Origin of the sequence: Falsirhodobacter sp. 1013 (assembly GCF_051195255.1) — a bacterium.
Classification (GTDB): Bacteria; Pseudomonadota; Alphaproteobacteria; order Rhodobacterales; family Rhodobacteraceae; genus Falsirhodobacter.
In genome coordinates this window covers 1-14820 of record NZ_JBNJLK010000021.1, presented here as the reverse complement: position 1 = coordinate 14820, position 14820 = coordinate 1, and the positions used below count along the sequence as shown (strand labels likewise).

13 protein-coding genes and 3 pseudogenes are annotated in these 14820 nt (G+C 63.8%); 9 read left to right on the top strand and 7 right to left on the bottom strand.

All coding sequences use genetic code 11. The features are described 5' to 3' along the window. The first annotated feature begins 7 nt into the window (after window positions 1–7). A complete protein-coding gene (locus ACSHZY_RS17160) occupies window positions 8–955 on the top strand; it encodes a tripartite tricarboxylate transporter substrate binding protein (protein ID WP_435171210.1) in 948 nt (315 codons plus the stop codon). Next, window positions 952–1464 carry a tripartite tricarboxylate transporter TctB family protein gene (locus ACSHZY_RS17155; RefSeq protein WP_435171208.1) on the top strand — a complete coding sequence of 171 codons (513 nt, stop codon included), beginning with the start codon at window positions 952–954 and terminating at the stop codon, window positions 1462–1464. The genes ACSHZY_RS17160 and ACSHZY_RS17155 overlap by 4 nt, the downstream gene beginning before the upstream one ends. A gap of 39 nt (window positions 1465–1503) precedes the next feature. Here the strand turns inward: ACSHZY_RS17155 and ACSHZY_RS17150 are convergent, their stop codons facing one another. The 3 genes from ACSHZY_RS17150 to dctA are packed head-to-tail and all read right to left on the bottom strand — an operon-like array spanning window position 1504 to window position 4612. Continuing rightward, window positions 1504–2565, bottom strand: coding sequence for a 4-oxalomesaconate tautomerase (locus ACSHZY_RS17150; RefSeq protein WP_435171206.1), 1062 nt, complete (start codon window positions 2563–2565; stop codon window positions 1504–1506). Further along, entirely contained in the window at window positions 2558–3229 is a 672-nt protein-coding gene (locus ACSHZY_RS17145) for a 4-carboxy-4-hydroxy-2-oxoadipate aldolase/oxaloacetate decarboxylase (protein ID WP_435171205.1), read from the bottom strand. The genes ACSHZY_RS17150 and ACSHZY_RS17145 overlap by 8 nt, the downstream gene beginning before the upstream one ends. Before the next feature lie 18 nt (window positions 3230–3247). Then, entirely contained in the window at window positions 3248–4612 is a 1365-nt protein-coding gene (gene dctA, locus ACSHZY_RS17140) for a C4-dicarboxylate transporter DctA (RefSeq protein WP_435171203.1), read from the bottom strand. Between the two features lie 185 nt (window positions 4613–4797). On the opposite strand from dctA, the gene ACSHZY_RS17135 reads away from it, so the two are divergent. From ACSHZY_RS17135 to ACSHZY_RS17125, 3 genes are all read left to right on the top strand, one after another. After that, complete coding sequence (locus tag ACSHZY_RS17135; protein WP_435171201.1) at window positions 4798–6030, top strand: LysR substrate-binding domain-containing protein; 1233 nt, start codon at window positions 4798–4800, stop codon at window positions 6028–6030. An 88-nt stretch (window positions 6031–6118) separates the two neighbouring features. After that, window positions 6119–7141 carry an amidohydrolase family protein gene (locus tag ACSHZY_RS17130; protein ID WP_435171200.1) on the top strand — a complete coding sequence of 341 codons (1023 nt, stop codon included), beginning with the start codon at window positions 6119–6121 and terminating at the stop codon, window positions 7139–7141. Beyond that, window positions 7141–8028, top strand: a complete 888-nt coding sequence (locus tag ACSHZY_RS17125) for an amidohydrolase family protein (RefSeq protein WP_435171198.1) — start codon at window positions 7141–7143, stop codon at window positions 8026–8028. Before ACSHZY_RS17130 ends, ACSHZY_RS17125 begins: the two co-directional genes overlap by 1 nt. Window positions 8029–8295: 267 nt before the next feature. Here ACSHZY_RS17125 and istB read toward each other — a convergent pair. Both istB and istA read right to left on the bottom strand, forming a co-directional pair. Continuing rightward, window positions 8296–9023, bottom strand: a pseudogene (istB, locus tag ACSHZY_RS17120) (IS21-like element helper ATPase IstB). Beyond that, window positions 8956–10520, bottom strand: a pseudogene (gene istA, locus ACSHZY_RS17115) (IS21 family transposase). Before istA ends, istB begins: the two co-directional pseudogenes overlap by 68 nt. A 114-nt stretch (window positions 10521–10634) precedes the next feature. Here istA and ACSHZY_RS17110 point away from each other — a divergent pair. Then, window positions 10635–10769 (top strand): annotated as a pseudogene (locus ACSHZY_RS17110) (IS3 family transposase); the annotation flags it as partial. Between the two features lie 468 nt (window positions 10770–11237). Here the strand turns inward: ACSHZY_RS17110 and ACSHZY_RS17105 are convergent. Continuing rightward, window positions 11238–11534: a hypothetical protein gene (locus ACSHZY_RS17105; protein WP_435171197.1), complete on the bottom strand. Its 297-nt coding sequence runs from the start codon at window positions 11532–11534 to the stop codon at window positions 11238–11240. Here ACSHZY_RS17105 and ACSHZY_RS17100 point away from each other — a divergent pair. From ACSHZY_RS17100 to ACSHZY_RS17090, 3 genes are all read left to right on the top strand, one after another. Further along, window positions 11533–12087 carry a hypothetical protein gene (locus ACSHZY_RS17100; RefSeq protein ID WP_435171195.1) on the top strand — a complete coding sequence of 185 codons (555 nt, stop codon included), beginning with the start codon at window positions 11533–11535 and terminating at the stop codon, window positions 12085–12087. The genes ACSHZY_RS17105 and ACSHZY_RS17100 overlap by 2 nt on opposite strands. A 105-nt stretch (window positions 12088–12192) precedes the next feature. Beyond that, complete coding sequence (locus ACSHZY_RS17095; RefSeq protein ID WP_435171194.1) at window positions 12193–12378, top strand: hypothetical protein; 186 nt, start codon at window positions 12193–12195, stop codon at window positions 12376–12378. Window positions 12379–12417: 39 nt separating this feature from the next. Further along, complete coding sequence (locus ACSHZY_RS17090) at window positions 12418–13998, top strand: ABC transporter substrate-binding protein (protein WP_435171193.1); 1581 nt, start codon at window positions 12418–12420, stop codon at window positions 13996–13998. Here ACSHZY_RS17090 and ACSHZY_RS17085 read toward each other — a convergent pair. Beyond that, window positions 13995–14183 (bottom strand): hypothetical protein, encoded by a 189-nt coding sequence (locus ACSHZY_RS17085; RefSeq protein WP_435171191.1) that lies wholly within the window; start codon window positions 14181–14183, stop codon window positions 13995–13997. The genes ACSHZY_RS17090 and ACSHZY_RS17085 overlap by 4 nt on opposite strands. Window positions 14184–14820 lie beyond the last annotated feature (637 nt).

Here is a 14820-nt window from a genome sequence, read left to right as displayed (position 1 = left end):
TCACACAATGATCCGTTCCCATATCGTTGCCTTGCTTTTGGCGAGCGCGCTTGCCGTTCCCGCCGCCGCGCAGGACTTCCCGCAGAAGACCGTCACCCTGGTGGTGTGGTCAGGGGCGGGCGGCGCGCTCGATACCTATGGCCGCAAGCTCGCGGAGCTTCTGGAAACCCAGGTGGGGTGGAGCGTCAAGGTCGACAACCGCCCCGGCGGCAGCGGCGCGGTCGGCGTCTCGCAGATCATGACCCAGCCGGCCGATGGCTACAACATTCTGGTCCTGACCGGCACGCTGACCTTCGGCATCGCGCAGGGGCTCATCCCCTTCGATCTCGACGACTTCCGCCTGCTGCGCGCGATGCAGTCCGAGCCTTCCTCGCTCGCGGTCAACGCCGACAGCCCGCTCACCTCCACCGCTGGCTTCGTGGAGGCGATGGCGGATGGCGGCAACCTGCGGGTGGGTGGTCACGCGCCGGGCGGCTTCCATCAATACATGCTCTACCAGATGATGCAGGCCGGCGGGTTCGAGAGTGGCTGGATCCCGCATGACGCCTCCGGCAAGGTGACGCTGGCGCTGCTGGGCCATCACATCGACGCGGCGATGATGACCCCCTCCACCGGCCTTGCGCAGGTGAAAAGCGGGGAGGTCCGGCTTCTGGGCGTCAGCACCGAGGAGCGCACGCCCTTCCTGCCCGACGTGCCGACTTTCCGTGAACAGGGATACGACATCGAGGGCGCCGTCTGGCGTGGGATCGCGGTGCGGGCGGGCACGCCCGACGACGTGGTGGCCTCGATCCAGAGCGCCATCGATGCCGTGACGGCCTCGGACGACTGGGCGAAGTTCCAGCAGGACCAGTTCCAAGACAGCCCCAACTGGAACGAGGAGGAGTTCACCCGCCGCGCCACGGACGAGCTTGCCCGGCAGACGGAGTTCCTGAAGGCTGCGGGGTATGTCCAATGACCCTGGCTCACGGCACGCAGCATGACGGCGCCCCCGCATCCCCCCTTCCGGGGAATGCCGCTCCGGCACCGGCCCATCTTCGTCAGAACGCGGTCACGGCCGTCCTCTGCACGGCGGCGAGCGCCGGTTTCCTTCTGGCCGCGCTGCGCCTGCCTGCGGGGCATTCGCGCGGCGATGTGGGGCCGGGGGCGCTGCCGGTGCAGATCGCGGTCGGCGCGCTGGTCCTGTCGCTGGTCTACCTGCTGCTCGTCTGGCGGCGGGCGAGCCTTGGCGGGTCGGATGACGGCTTCCTGCACGCGCGCGCTTTGGCGCTTCTGGGCCTGACGCTGATGACGGTGGCGGGCGCAAAGGTCGTCGGGCTGGCGCTTTCGCTGGCCGTGGCAATGGGTGTGGGCACGCTGCTCTTCGCGGGTTCCCATGCGCTGGTGCGCGCGGGCGCGACGGCCGTGGGGCTGTGGCTGATCGCGCATTTCCTGTTCGCGGTCTTCCTCGGTCTGCCGCTGCCGTAAGGTGGGAGGGGCGGCACCCAGAGGTGCCGCCCCCCACTATCAGGTCTCGGGCGCCGGGAAGACGCGACCGTCGAACAACTTCCGTGCCGTCCGGACTACGCCCGCCCCCTTGACGCCGCCATCCTCGTCGAGATCGAGGAACACCTCCATCGAACCGGAGGGATGTTCGACCTGGTAACGCCCACCCTCGGGATGCGCCGCGACCTCCGCCGCCGGGCCGGAGCCGAGCCGCGCCGCCGTGGCGACCGTGACCGCGGCCAGGACCCCTACCGAGGCGTGGACCCGGTGCGGGATGAAGCTGCGGGTGGAGAGGGCGCCGCCGTCCGTCGCGGCGGAGACCAGCGTCATCTTCGGCACCGACGCCTCCGCCACGTCGCCGAGGTTCATCATCGGCCCGGCCTTGAGGCGGATGGCCTCCAGCCTCGCCTTCAGCGCTGCATCGGCCTCCAGCTCCTCCCGCGTCTCCGTCCCCGACAGGCCGAAATCGGCGGTGCGCAGGATCACGCAGGGCATCCCGTTGTCGATCAGCGTCGCCTCCACGCCCTCGATCACGTCCACCTCGTGGCCCGTCGGCAACAGCGCGCCGCACATGGAGCCCGCGATGTTCTGGAACATGAGCGGCACGGCGGCATGGCTCTTCGGCACGCCGGCGATGATGGCGGTCCCGTCATAGCGCACGCGCCCGTCCGGGGTTTCCACCCTCGCCACGGCGACCTCGCCGGTATTGACCATGTGGATACGCACGGGGGTCACACCGCCCGCGGGCTGGATCATCCCCCGCTCGATCGCGGCGGGGCCGACTCCTGAGAGGATGTTGCCGCAGTTCTGCTTGTCGGAGACCAGCGCCTGATCGGGGAAGACCTGCAGAAAAAGGTAGTCCACATCCGCATCCTCCCGCGAAGAGCGCGACAGGATCGCGACCTTGGAGGTCAAGGGGTCCGCCCCGCCGATCCCGTCAATCTGGCGTGGATCAGGCGAGCCCATGATCCGCAGCAGCAACGCGTCGCGAGCTGCGGCGTCCTGCGGCAGGTCCTCGGCGAGGAAGTAGGCGCCTTTCGAGGAGCCGCCGCGCATCCACAGGCAGGGGATACCTTCAGACATAACGCAATCCCTTCTTCTCCAGCTTCGGACGCATGTCGTAGATGTCGAGGCCCAGCTCCCCGGCAGCCAGCCGCGTGCGCTTTGCTTCCTCCGCGCCGAGGCGTTTTTCGGCTGCGGCCAGAACCTCCTCGGCATCGGCGCGCTTGACCACGCAGACGCCGTCATCATCGGCGACGATGATGTCGCCCGCCTCGATCGCGGCGCCGGCACAGACGACGGGCACGTTCACCGAGCCAAGCGTCTCCTTCACCGTTCCCTGGGCCGAGATGGCCTTGGACCAGACCGGGAAACCCATCGCTGTCAGGTCACGCACGTCGCGCACACCCGCGTCGATCACCAACCCACGGCAGCCCCGCACCATCGCCGACGTGGCCAGCAGGTCGCCGAAATAGCCGTTGTCGCAGGGCGAGGTCGGCGCGAGGACAAGTATGTCGCCTTTCTGCAACTGCTCGATCGCCACGTGCAGCATCCAATTGTCGCCCGGGGGGGCGGAGATCGTCACCGCCGACCCGGCGATCTGGGCGCCAGTGTAGATGGGGCGCATGTAACTGGCGAGCATCCCGCGGCGACCCTGCGCCTCGTGCACGGTGGCGACCCCGGCGGCGGCAAGGCGCTCGACGATATCGGACGGTGCGCGTTCGATGTTCTGGACGACGATACCCATGGAAGATCCTTTCTGCTGTCAGACGTGGTGAAGGCGACGGGTGCGGGCGTTGCCGATAGTCTCCGCGAGGACTCGCTCGTCGAGCTTGCCTTCCCATTTCGCGATGACGATGGTGGCAAGCGCGTTGCCGATGAGGTTTACGAAGGTCAGGCCCTCGGCAAGGATCCTGTGGATCCCGAGAATAAGCGCGATGCTGGCCACCGGGATCACACCCGTGGTGTTCAGCGTGGCGGCCAACACGACGAAAGCCGCGCCGGCGACGCCTGCGGCTCCCTTGGAGGTCAGGAGCAGCACGCCTATCAGCGTCAGCTCGTGCCAGATGGTCAATGGCGTGTTGGTGGCTTGCGCCAGGAACACTGCAACGGTGGTGAGGTAAAGACAGGTCCCGTCAAGATTGAAGGAATAGCCCGCAGGGATCACGAAGCCCACGACAGATTCCTCGCAGCCTGCGGCACGCATCTTCTGGACAAGGCGCGGCAGCACCGTCTCGGTCGAGGTGGTGGCCGCAACGATGATGATCTCGTCCTTCAGATAGCCCATCAGCCGCCACAGGCTGACGCCGCACCACCAGGCGATGCCCCCGAAGACGATGGCCGTGAAGGCCGCGCACACAATGAAGAACTGGATGATCAGCTCTCCCAGCGACAGCAGAGATGCGGTGCCGAACTGACCTACGGTAAAGGCAATGGCACCAAACGCGCCGAGCGGCGCGAAATACATGATATAGCCGATGATGCGGAAGAAGCCCTGCGAGGCGCTTTCGATGACGGAGTAGACAGGCTTTCCCTTTTCGCCCAATGCTGCCAGAGCGATGCCGAACAGCACGGCAATGAACAGCACCTGCAGCACGTGCCCCTCGGTAAAGGCGCTCACGAAGGTGGTCGGGATGATGTTCAGGATGTAGGCCATCATCGACTGGTCGTGCGCGGTCGCGACGTAGGACTGGATCGCGTCAGCGTTCAGCGTCGAAGGGTCGATGTTCATCCCCGCGCCGGGCTTCCACAGGTTGACCGCGACGAGGCCGAAGACGAGCGCGAGGGTGGTGATGATCTCGAAGTAGATCAGCGACTTGAGCGCCATGCGCCCGACGCTCTTCATGTCATTCATTCCGGCGATGCCATGGACCACGGTCACGAAGATGATCGGGCCGATCATCATCTTGATCAGCTTGATGAAGGCGTCGCCAAAGGGTTTCATCGCGACGCCGATTTCCGGCGCAAGATGGCCAAGCGCGATGCCGATCAGCGTGCCGGCGAGGACCTGGAACCAGAGCTGGCCGAGAATCCCAAATCGGCCGGGCGCACCTTTGGGTGCGGGTATGCTGACGTCTGCATGGGTCATGTGTCGTTCCTCCCTCGAGCCCGCGCTGACGGGCGTCTGCACCGATCCGGCGCCTCCATGACACCTGTGGTGTCCTCCGAACAACGCGCCTTCCCACCCCTCTGGCAGGGCGACGCTTCGTTCACCTCCGCTTCGGACATGAGGGGGAGCGGCCCAAAAACGCAAAGTGGAATTGCGCTCGGCTCATAAGCTGTGATTAAGTCTGGTGTATGGACATCTTGCCGGACATGAACCTTCGCCATCTGGAAGCGGTCAGCGCGGCGCGCCGTCTGGGGAGCATCAGCAAAGCCGCTCAGAGCATGAATCTGTCGCAGCCCGCCATCACGCAAGGGATCGCGAAGGTGGAAGCACAGCTGGGCCACCAGCTGCTGGACCGGCAGCCGGGCGGCGTTCAGCCCACCCGTGCTGGCCAGCTGATGGCGGAGCGCACGGACCGGGCGCTCGGCTACATCTCGCGCGGAGGGCAGAGCGTACGCCGCGCTGCGCGACTGCCGCCCCTGCCTCATATCGAACGGCGGATCACCTATGGCCACCTGCGCACGCTGACCACCGTCGACCAAGCCGGCAGCTTCGCGCTCGCCTCCGGCTTGACGGGTCTGTCAGAACCCGCGCTGCATCGGTCCGCGCGTGATCTCGAACAGTTGCTGGGATTGCTGTTGCTGACCCGGCAAGGACGAACGGTGCAGCCTACACCGGCCGCGACTGTCCTTCTGCGCTTTGCCCGGCTGGCCTTTGCAGAACTTCGGGCGGGCTTGGATGAGCTTGCGGCCCTTCGGGTGGAAGGGGCGGGGCAGGTGACCCTCGGCACCTTGCCCATGGCACAGTCAATCCTGGTGCCGCGCGTTCTGTCCCGGTTTTCCCGGGTCTATCCCACGGCCCGGATCGGCGTGGTCGAAGGGCCATATTCCGACCTTCTGGCGGGCCTCCGGTCGGGGCAGGTCGATCTGCTGATCGGGGCTCTGCGCGATCCGGCTCCGGTAACTGATATCCGGCAGGAGGCGCTGTTTACCGATGACCCCGTCATCGTCGGACGGGCAAGCCATCCCCTTTCGGGACAACCAAACCTCGACTTTGCATGCCTTCTGGGGTTTCCCTGGATCATCGCGACGACCGCAGCCCCTGCGCGCCGCTTATGGGAGGCGATGTTCGCCGAACGCGGTCTGGCCGTGCCGCAGCGTTTCATCGAGACGAACAGCCTTGTTATCAGCCGGGGGATGATGCTGGAAGATGACTGGCTGACCCTCATGTCCCGCGACCAATTTGCCTTCGAACGGCGTGCGGGACTGCTGGTCGAGATCGCGCGGGCCACAGAAGTGCCGCGACGTCAGCTAGGGCTGACGGTGCGCGCGGACTGGCGGCCGACGCAGCTGCAATCGGCCTTCGTGGACATGTTCCGTGCCATTACCGAAGAATGGAATTCAGGAAAACCAATGGACGGGAAGCCGTTTCGATATGCCTGAGGCGGGGCCATGCAGCTAGAACCTCATCAAGCGAGGAAGCCGAACAACGTTCGCTTTCTTGCACCTGTTGGAGGAGGGGAGCGACGTCATGATCATCGATTGCCACGGACATTACACCACCGCACCGGCCGCACACACGGCCTGGCGTAAGCAGCAGGAAGACGCCATCAAGAGCGGAGGCGACATCGATCCCGCCTATCCCCGCATTTCCGACGACGAGATCCGCGAGACGATCGAGGCGAACCAGTTGCGCCTGCTGCGCGAACGCGGTGCCGACATGACCATCTTCTCGCCCCGCGCCTCGGCGATGGCGCCGCATGTGGGTGATCAGTCTGCCGCAAAGGTCTGGGCGCGCCGGTCGAACGACCTGATCAAGCGCGTCGTCGACCTCTATCCCGAGACCTTCATCGGCGTCTGCCAGCTTCCCCAGACCCCAGGTGTTTCGATCGAGACCTCGATCGACGAGCTGGAACGCTGCGTGACGGAGCTGGGCTTTGTCGGCTGCAACCTGAACCCCGACCCCTCGGGCGGCAGCTTCAGCGCGCCGCCGCTGACGGACCGCGCGTGGTATCCCTTCTTCGAGAAGATGGTGGAGCTGGACGTGCCTGCGATGATTCACGTCTCGGGTAGCTGCAATTGCGCGATGCACGCGACGGGGGCCTATTACATCGCGGCGGACACCATCGCCTTCATGCAGTTTCTGGAGGGCGACCTGTTCCGCGACTTCCCCGATCTGCGCTTCATCATCCCGCATGGCGGGGGCGGGGTGCCCTATCACTGGGGCCGCTACCGGGGCCTTGCCGACATGCTGAAGCGTCCACCGCTGGCCGAGCATGTGATGAGGAACGTCTTCTTCGACACCTGCGTCTACCATCAGCCAGGCATCGACCTTCTGTTCAAGGTGATCGACATTGATAATATCCTCTTCGGCTCCGAGATGGTCGGCGCCGTGCGTGGGATCGACCCCGAGACCGGGCAGTATTTCGACGACACGAAACGCTATGTCGACGCGTTGGCGATCCCGGAGTCTGACAAGCGCAAGGTGTTCGAGTTGAACGCCCGGCGGGTTTATCCTCGCCTTGATGCGCAACTTAAGGCGCGGGGGCTCTGATGGCCGATTTCACCATGGACCCGGACTGGCTCTGCTTCGACCCGGATCCGAGCAAGCCGTCCTTCCGCCCTCCGGCGGGCGCAGTGGATGCCCATTGCCATGTCTTCGGGCCAGGGAACGTCTTCCCCTACGCGCCGGAGCGGAAATACACGCCCTGCGATGCCGGAAAGGACAAGCTTTTCGCCTTGCGCGATTTCCTTGGGTTCGAGCGCAACGTGATCGTGCAAGCCACCTGCCACGGTGCCGACAACCGGGCGCTGGTTGACGCGCTCCGGGCGTCGGACGGCATGGCGCGCGGAGTCGCCACGGTGCGCGACACCGTTAAAGCCGAGGAGTTGGCAGAATTGCACGAGGCCGGGGTACGCGGGGTGCGCTTCAACTTCGTGCGCCGCTTGGTCGATCCGAAGCCCGACGCCTACTACTGTTCCATCATCGAGCGGATCGCCCCGCTGGGTTGGCATGTCGTGATCTACTTTGAAGCCGCCGATCTCGCGGAGAAGTGGGACTTCTTCACGTCACTGCCAACGACTGTCGTGGTCGATCACATGGGTCGCCCGGATGTTACCAAGCCGGTCGACGGGCCGGAATTTGGCCGCTTTATCCGGCTCATGGACGAGCACGAGAACGTCGTGAGCAAAGTGAGTTGCCCCGAGCGCCTTTCCCGGTCCGGTGAGCTGACTTACGACGACGTCATTCCCTTCGCGCAGAGACTGGTCGAACGCTTTCCAGATCGCGTTCTGTGGGGAACGGATTGGCCGCATCCGAACATGACCTCGCACGTGCCGGACGATGGCAGGCTGGTGGATATCATCCCCCGCATCGCGCCGACCCAGGAGCTTCAGCGCAAGCTGCTCGTGGACAATCCGATGCGGATCTATTGGCCATAGCTTTTGGAGAATATGCTATACTTGCAGCGAACATGCTTGGGGCCGCCATAGATGGCAATACCGCTGTGCCTTTATTGATCTTACAGGTAGATCGTGCTGTTCAGCACGATTGATCTTGGGTGCGTATGGCTCACGACGCCGCCGTGGTGTCAATCGGCACGCAAAACTGACCCCTTATCGGCGTCCCAAATTGACCCCCTTGATGCGGTTTGCGCCGGGGCCTGAGCCGACGGAACTGATCAGTGGTGGAGGCGGGTCAGGCCCCGGTCATGCGCGGTTCTTGAAGCGCCAGGACTCGTTGCCGGTCTCGATGATCTCGCAATGATGGGTGAGCCGATCGAGGAGCGCCGTGGTCATCTTGGCATCGCCGAGGACCGTCGGCCATTCGCCGTAGGCAAGGTTCGTGGTGACGTGATCGAGGTGCGCTCGTAGAGGCGGCTGATCAGGTGGAACAGCAGCTGACCGCCTGACTGGGCGAAGGGCAGATAGCCGAGTTTGTCGAGGGTGACGAAGTCGAGGCGGGTCAGGTAATCGGCGATGCGACCCTGCCTGCCGTTACGGGTCTCAGTCTCCAGACGGTTCACCAGATCAACGACATTGAAGAAGCGTCCGCGGGTGCCGCCTCGGATCAGGGCGCGTGCTATGGCAATGGCAAGATGGGTCTTGCCGGTGCCTGTCCCCCCGATCAGCACGACATTGCGCTGGTCGGCGACGAAGCTGCCGGTGCTGAGGTCGCGCACCAGACCCTCGTTGATCGGCGTGCCCGTGAAGTCGAACTCTTCGATGTCCTTCGCCAAGGGCAATTTGGCGACGGTCAGTTGATAGCGGACGGATCGTGCCAGCTTCTCGGCAATCTCCGACTGCAGCAGATCGCCGACGATCCGGGGCGGCTCATGCTGACGCTTGATGCCGGCGGCCATGACCTCGTCATAGGCGCTGCGCATTCCGTAAGGCTTCAGCGTCCCCATCAGGTCGAGGATTTGGGTGCGTTCCATGATGGCTTGTCCTCCTGAGGTTATCGTAGCGCGCAGTCGGCCACGGGCTCATGGGTCAAGCGCAGCGCGGTTGCGGTAAGCAGCAAGGGCGGTGGCGCGGGGTCGCGCTGGCGGGCAAGGATATTAATGACGGCCGGCGCGGAATGGACGCCGTGGTCAAGCGCTTCGCGGCACGCAGCCTCGACAGCCTGGAGGCCGTCCTCCGACGCAGGCCAGGATCTGGACCATCTGCCGATCGCCGTCATCGCTACCCTTCAACTTGCGCCGGATCGCGGACATGGCGGCGGGCAAGGCCCAGTCCCTGAAGGGCGCGCCATTGCGCAACGCTCCGGGTTTGCGCGCCAGAACAGGCACATAATGCCAAAGGTCATAAACAGTCTGGCCTCGTCCGAAGACGCGGGCATGCGCGGCGTCCACCACCCCGTCCTGCCGGATGGTGATGCGATCGGCATAGGCATGGACCTCGACCGGACGGCCGACAGCCGTGGCCAGCACCGAATACTTGTTGTTGTCGAACCGCACCGTGCAGGTCTTCGAGATCGATGCCGGAACGCTGTGGAAGCCGTCGAAGGGCCCGGCATAGGGCACGAGGTGTGGACGTTCCGCTTCGAACATCTCCCAGACCGTCTTCCCGCTTACCTCGGGATGACGATGGGTCTTGACATAGGCCACGCATTTGTCGAGCAACCAGCCGTTCAGCTTGTCGAGGCTCTTTACCCGCAGACGCGGCGTGAAGAAGCGCTCCCCCACCAGCCCGACCTAGTTCTCCACCTGTCCCTTCTCCCATCCGGAGGCTGGGGTGCAGGCGACGGGCTGCACCAGATAGTGGCTGCACATCTGCAGGAAGCGGCGATTGTATTGGCGCTCCTTGCCACTGAAGATCGCCTCCACCGCCGTCTTCATGTTGTCGTAGATCCCGCGCGTGCAGGCCCCCTTGAGGAACGCGAAGGCACGGTCGTAGGCATCCAAGACCACCTCCTGGCTCTCGCGCATATAGGCGCGGGCGAACATCATCCGGTTGTGGCACAGCCGGAGATGGGCGACCTTCACCGTGACCGTCACGCCCCAGATCAGAACGACCTCATGGCTCCAGTCGAACGGGTAAGCTTCGCCGGGAGCGTAGCAGAGCGGCACATAGGCCTCTGCCGTCACCGCCCCGCGGGTCTGTGACCACGTTCGCCCAAACCGGAGCACCGCATCGTATCCGCCCTCATATCCGAGAGCCTGCAATGCCTCGAAGATGCGGATTAAAGTCAGCCGCTCCCGCGACGCCTTCGACGCGTTCGAGGACAGAAACTGCTCCAGCTGCCCCTGTCACGGCCCGATCCGGGGCAACGGCTGGCGGCTGCGCTCATAGCTGAAATCCGTCTCGTCCGACCGAAGTATCATGCGCACCGTATTCCGCGACACGTGCAGTTCCCGGACGAGCTTCTTCACCGACCAGCCACGAACATAGAAGGCTCGCCGGACCCGCGCGATCGTATCCACCCGCTTCATCTCCCCCTCCGCTCGCTGATCCTCCAGCGAACGGTCCGACAAAACATCAGGGGGGGGTCAAAATTGGGTGCCGATACCCCCCTCTAAGGGGTCGAGATTGCACGCCGAAACACAGGCCGCTATGGCTATCGCCGGATCGCAGCTTTGTTGCGCGATGCCGGATGGCAGGTGAACGACAAACGCGTCGAACGCCTGTGGCGGCGTGAAGGGCTGAAAGTGCCATCGAGACACCCCAAGAAGGGCCGGTTGTGCCGCAAATGCCTGACGATCAGGGTGCGGCGCAAGCTGAACTCGACCGTCGTGGTTGATGCACTGGAAAAGCCGCGATCCATCAGAAATCGGTTGCCCACTTCCGTCAAGGTCAGCGGCGCGTTGCTGAACGGGGGGGTGTTGATACGTTGCACGGCACGTTTTGTGCCACGGTTCAACACGTCGTAGAACAGCCAGACATTTCCCCGTGCCGAATCCGAAGGCGAAAGCATCTGCAGATTGGAACCGATCTCCACCAGTCCGTCCCATCGCGGAGTGCCTGATCGATCAGTGCGATGCAGCGGTTCGACGGGTGAATCGGATCGACGGCCAGACGTGCGGTGCCCGCAACGAAATCATATGTGCTTGCGCGGAAATCATGACCGTCGAATGCTTCCTCGATCCGGTGCGTCTGCAGGAAATCAACCGGTGCGGCATGATCCGAATTGACTGGTCTCCAGCGAGGCCTTACGCTTCTTTGATCAAATAATCAGATGGGAGTTGCCCGTGGCTGTTGAGACGATAGATCTGATTCAAAGCCACGTTGGAGCCCGTCGCAGCATCACTGTCCACCGGTTCGGAACCGAAGGCGCGCGGCCCAAGATCTACATTCAGGCAGGTCTTCACGCGGCGGAAGTTCCGGGAATGGTCATTGAATGCCATCTGCTGCGGATGCTGTCCGGTGCCAAGGCTGCGGACCGCGTTCAGGGCGAGGTTGTCGTGGTGCCTGCCGCGAACCCCCATCGGGATGGGTACCACGGTCATGGGCGTTCACGTCGGGCGACACGCGATCGCCTCGGGCCAGAACTACAACCGGAATTTCACCGACCTCGCGAAGGTAGTGGCCGCCGAAGCACCCCGGTCGGGGAACGATGCGGGGGAAAATACCGCCGTGATCCAGGAGGCGATGCTGGCAAGATCGACGGCGATCCTCCCGAAGAACGAGGTGGAGGACATGCGCCGCCAGCTGATGCAGTTCGCGGCGGATGTCGATTACGTCTACGACATGCATGCCGAGGAGGACGTGCTTTTCGCCGCGGTCATTGCGCCGTTCACGCTGCCCTTTGCAACCGGGTTGCTGGGCGACATGCGGCCCGCCCTGACCTTCTGGGCCGATCACCCCCTCTGCTCGATACCGCGCTCGGCCGTCCATGGTCCGCGATCGCCGCCGCGCATCCCGATCGTCCGATCGTGCAGGGCTGCAAGTCGATTACGCTGGGACTGCGCGGTTCCGGCCATGTGGACGATGCGCATGCCCGCGCGGATGCCGAAGCGATCCTTGCGACGTTCACCCGGCTGGGCATGGTTGCGGGCATAGTGGGGGAGGTGCGTGCCCATTCCGACCCTATCCGCTTCGAGGGCTGGACCATCCCGGCCTGCGCCACCTTGCATCTTCGTCTATCACCGCGGCCTTGGCGAGGCGGTGCGCGCGGGCGACCTTCTGGCTGAAATCGTGCTGCCCTACGCGGTGGGCGAGGATCGCCTTCCCGTCGCCGCCATCACCGGCGGCATCTTCTTCGCGCGTTGCCACGCCACGGTCGTTCAGCGCAACGATGTGGTGGCCAAGGTCGCGGGCGACATGCCGCTGAACGATCCAAAACATTACTAGAGCCGCCGGAAGCGGCCTTACCTCAACACGGAGACTGCAATGCGACCCTTCCTGCTGGCCGCCGCCCTGATGATGGGCACGGCCCCCATCCACGCCGAGACGCTGCGCTTCGCCGGCCCCGTCTCGCCCTTGTCCTTCGATCCGCATGCGACCAACGACTTCACGACCGTGGCGCTCGTGCGGCAGGTCTATGACTCGCTGCTGTCGCTCGGACCCAACATGGAACCGCTTCCGGGGCTTGCCACCGAATGGCAGGCGGTGGACGACAAGACGTGGCGTTTCACCTTGCGCGACGGAGTGAAGTTCCACGACGGCAACACGATGACCGCCGACGACGTGGCATTCTCGATCAATCGCGGGCGTGAAAGCGGCTATTATGCCGGGCTGTTCGGCAAGATTGAGGGCGCCACGGTCTCGGGACCGCTGACGGTGGACGTGACCTCCTCCGAACCCGATCCTGTGCTGCCGACCAAGATGGTACGCATGTTCATCATGTCGAAACCATGGTCGGAGAAGCATGGCCTGACCGAGATCCCCGACCTTGGCGCGAATGCCGAGGCGTTTTCAGTCAACAACGAAAACGGGACGGGGCCGATGGTGCTCGTGTCCAACCAGCGCGACGTGAAGACGGTCTTCAACGTCTTCCCCGGCTACTGGCAGGAACGGTCGGGTAATGTCGACATGGCGGAGTTCGTGCCGATCTCCTCTGGGCCGACGCGGATCGCGGCGCTGCTGTCGGGGGAGGTGGACGTGGTGACGGATATCCCCCTGCAGGACATCGGTCGGGTCGAGGCGGGCGGCATGTCGATCAACACCGTTCCCCAGCTTTTGTGGACGCAACTGGAAATGGACGGCACCCGTGAAGTCGCGCTCGACACCTGGGACAAGCAAGGCAACCCCCTGACAGAAAATCCCTTCCGCAAGGTAGAGGTGCGGCAGGCCATCGCCCATGCCATCGACGCGCAGGCCATCGTGGACCGCATCCTGCGCGGCCATGCAAGGGTGCTGGGCGAAAGTTCCATTCCGCAGATGGGTGGCTATCAGGCGGATCTGGACGAACGCTGGGCAACGGATCCGGCAAAGGCGAAGGAGTTGCTGGCAAGCGCGGGCTATCCCGACGGGTTCCGCACGCAGCTGAACTGCCCGAACGAACGGTACGTCAATTCCGAGGATGTTTGCCGCGCCATCGCGACGATGTTGTCGCGGGTGGGCATCGATGTCAGCGTCAAGGGAATGCCCTGGGCGGAATTTGCCAAGATGCTGGTGCAGGGACCCAACAGCAGCTTCCACTTCATCGGCGTCGCCAGTGTCTGGGACACGCAGGACTCGTTCCTGTCGATCATGATGACGCGCGATGCCGAAACGAAAGACGGCTTCTTCAACTGGGCGCAGTGGACCGATCCGGACTTTGACGCCGTTGCGAACGAACTGCGCACCGCCTTCGAGCCGGCTCGCAGGAACGAGCTGTATCGCGATGGGCTGATGCTGGCCAAGGAACGCGTGAACGCGGTCTATCTGTATCAGAACGAGATCGTTTGGGGATCGCGTCAGGGCGTTTCCGGCGTCATGCGTCCGGATTCCGTTCTGGATCTAGCCAACTTCACGGTGGAGGGGCGCTAAAGCGCCCCCTCCTTCTTGTGGATCGCCTCGCGCACCACGCCATAGCTGGCGCCCGCTACCAGAATGGCGACGGGGTGGCCCTTCAGCGACCGTGACCCCATCCCAATTGAACGGTGGATGAGGTAGACGTGCATGGCGCGGAACTGCTGGAACAGCTCGTCGTATCCGATCAGCGCCTCGGCCACGGCATAGCTTTCGCCGTGGTCGTAGCGCGCGTCGTAGATGTTGGCGACCGCCAGTCCGCGCCCGTCCAGATAAACGCTGCGAAACGTGTCCTACAGATCGCCGATGCGCAGAAGAATTTTGAAATCCCGGCGATCCCTGACCCGAATCTTTGCCCAGCTGCTTGAGGACCTCTTGGTATTCGCGGGGCGACATCGTTCCCAGCACGTCAGCTGCTGGGTCATCAAGCGCATGAGACGGTGGACGCGACCCATCAGCGTGACTACATGGCGCGACGCGCCAGCGCTATGTAGTCGCGCACATCGACCAGTGTATAGGCCATGAGCTTCATCCAAAGCTCCTCCACCTGATGGATAATCTGGATCTGCAATTCGTTGCCGTTTCACATCTCGTCCGGCGGCTTCTGACAGTCCAGCAGACGGTCCACGGCAAGGTGGACGCCGTAATCCAGCATCTTCGGCGTCTCGATCAGGCGGCGCCATTCTTCCCGAGTCATGCGTCACCCTTGAGGTTGCGTGGTGGTCCGATCATTCTAGGAGACGCAGATAACATTGTTCCCTAAGTGTCTGATCGGACGGTTTGATGGTGCGACCCTTTCGTTGGAATGGAAGGATGCCCTATGGGACAAGTTCGTCACGA

What these genes read in the sequence shown, in the direction of transcription:
- ACSHZY_RS17160 (WP_435171210.1), top strand. Translation starts at nt 8, where the DNA reads ATGATCCGTTCCCATATCGTTGCCTTGCTTTTGGCGAGCGCGCTTGCC.
- ACSHZY_RS17155 (WP_435171208.1), top strand. Translation starts at nt 952, where the DNA reads ATGACCCTGGCTCACGGCACGCAGCATGACGGCGCCCCCGCATCCCCC.
- ACSHZY_RS17150 (WP_435171206.1), bottom strand. Translation starts at nt 2,565, where the DNA reads ATGTCTGAAGGTATCCCCTGCCTGTGGATGCGCGGCGGCTCCTCGAAA.
- ACSHZY_RS17145 (WP_435171205.1), bottom strand. Translation starts at nt 3,229, where the DNA reads ATGGGTATCGTCGTCCAGAACATCGAACGCGCACCGTCCGATATCGTC.
- ACSHZY_RS17135 (WP_435171201.1), top strand. Translation starts at nt 4,798, where the DNA reads ATGAACCTTCGCCATCTGGAAGCGGTCAGCGCGGCGCGCCGTCTGGGG.
- ACSHZY_RS17130 (WP_435171200.1), top strand. Translation starts at nt 6,119, where the DNA reads ATGATCATCGATTGCCACGGACATTACACCACCGCACCGGCCGCACAC.
- ACSHZY_RS17125 (WP_435171198.1), top strand. Translation starts at nt 7,141, where the DNA reads ATGGCCGATTTCACCATGGACCCGGACTGGCTCTGCTTCGACCCGGAT.
- ACSHZY_RS17100 (WP_435171195.1), top strand. Translation starts at nt 11,533, where the DNA reads ATGGGCGTTCACGTCGGGCGACACGCGATCGCCTCGGGCCAGAACTAC.
- ACSHZY_RS17105 (WP_435171197.1), bottom strand. Translation starts at nt 11,534, where the DNA reads ATGACCGTGGTACCCATCCCGATGGGGGTTCGCGGCAGGCACCACGAC.
- ACSHZY_RS17090 (WP_435171193.1), top strand. Translation starts at nt 12,418, where the DNA reads ATGCGACCCTTCCTGCTGGCCGCCGCCCTGATGATGGGCACGGCCCCC.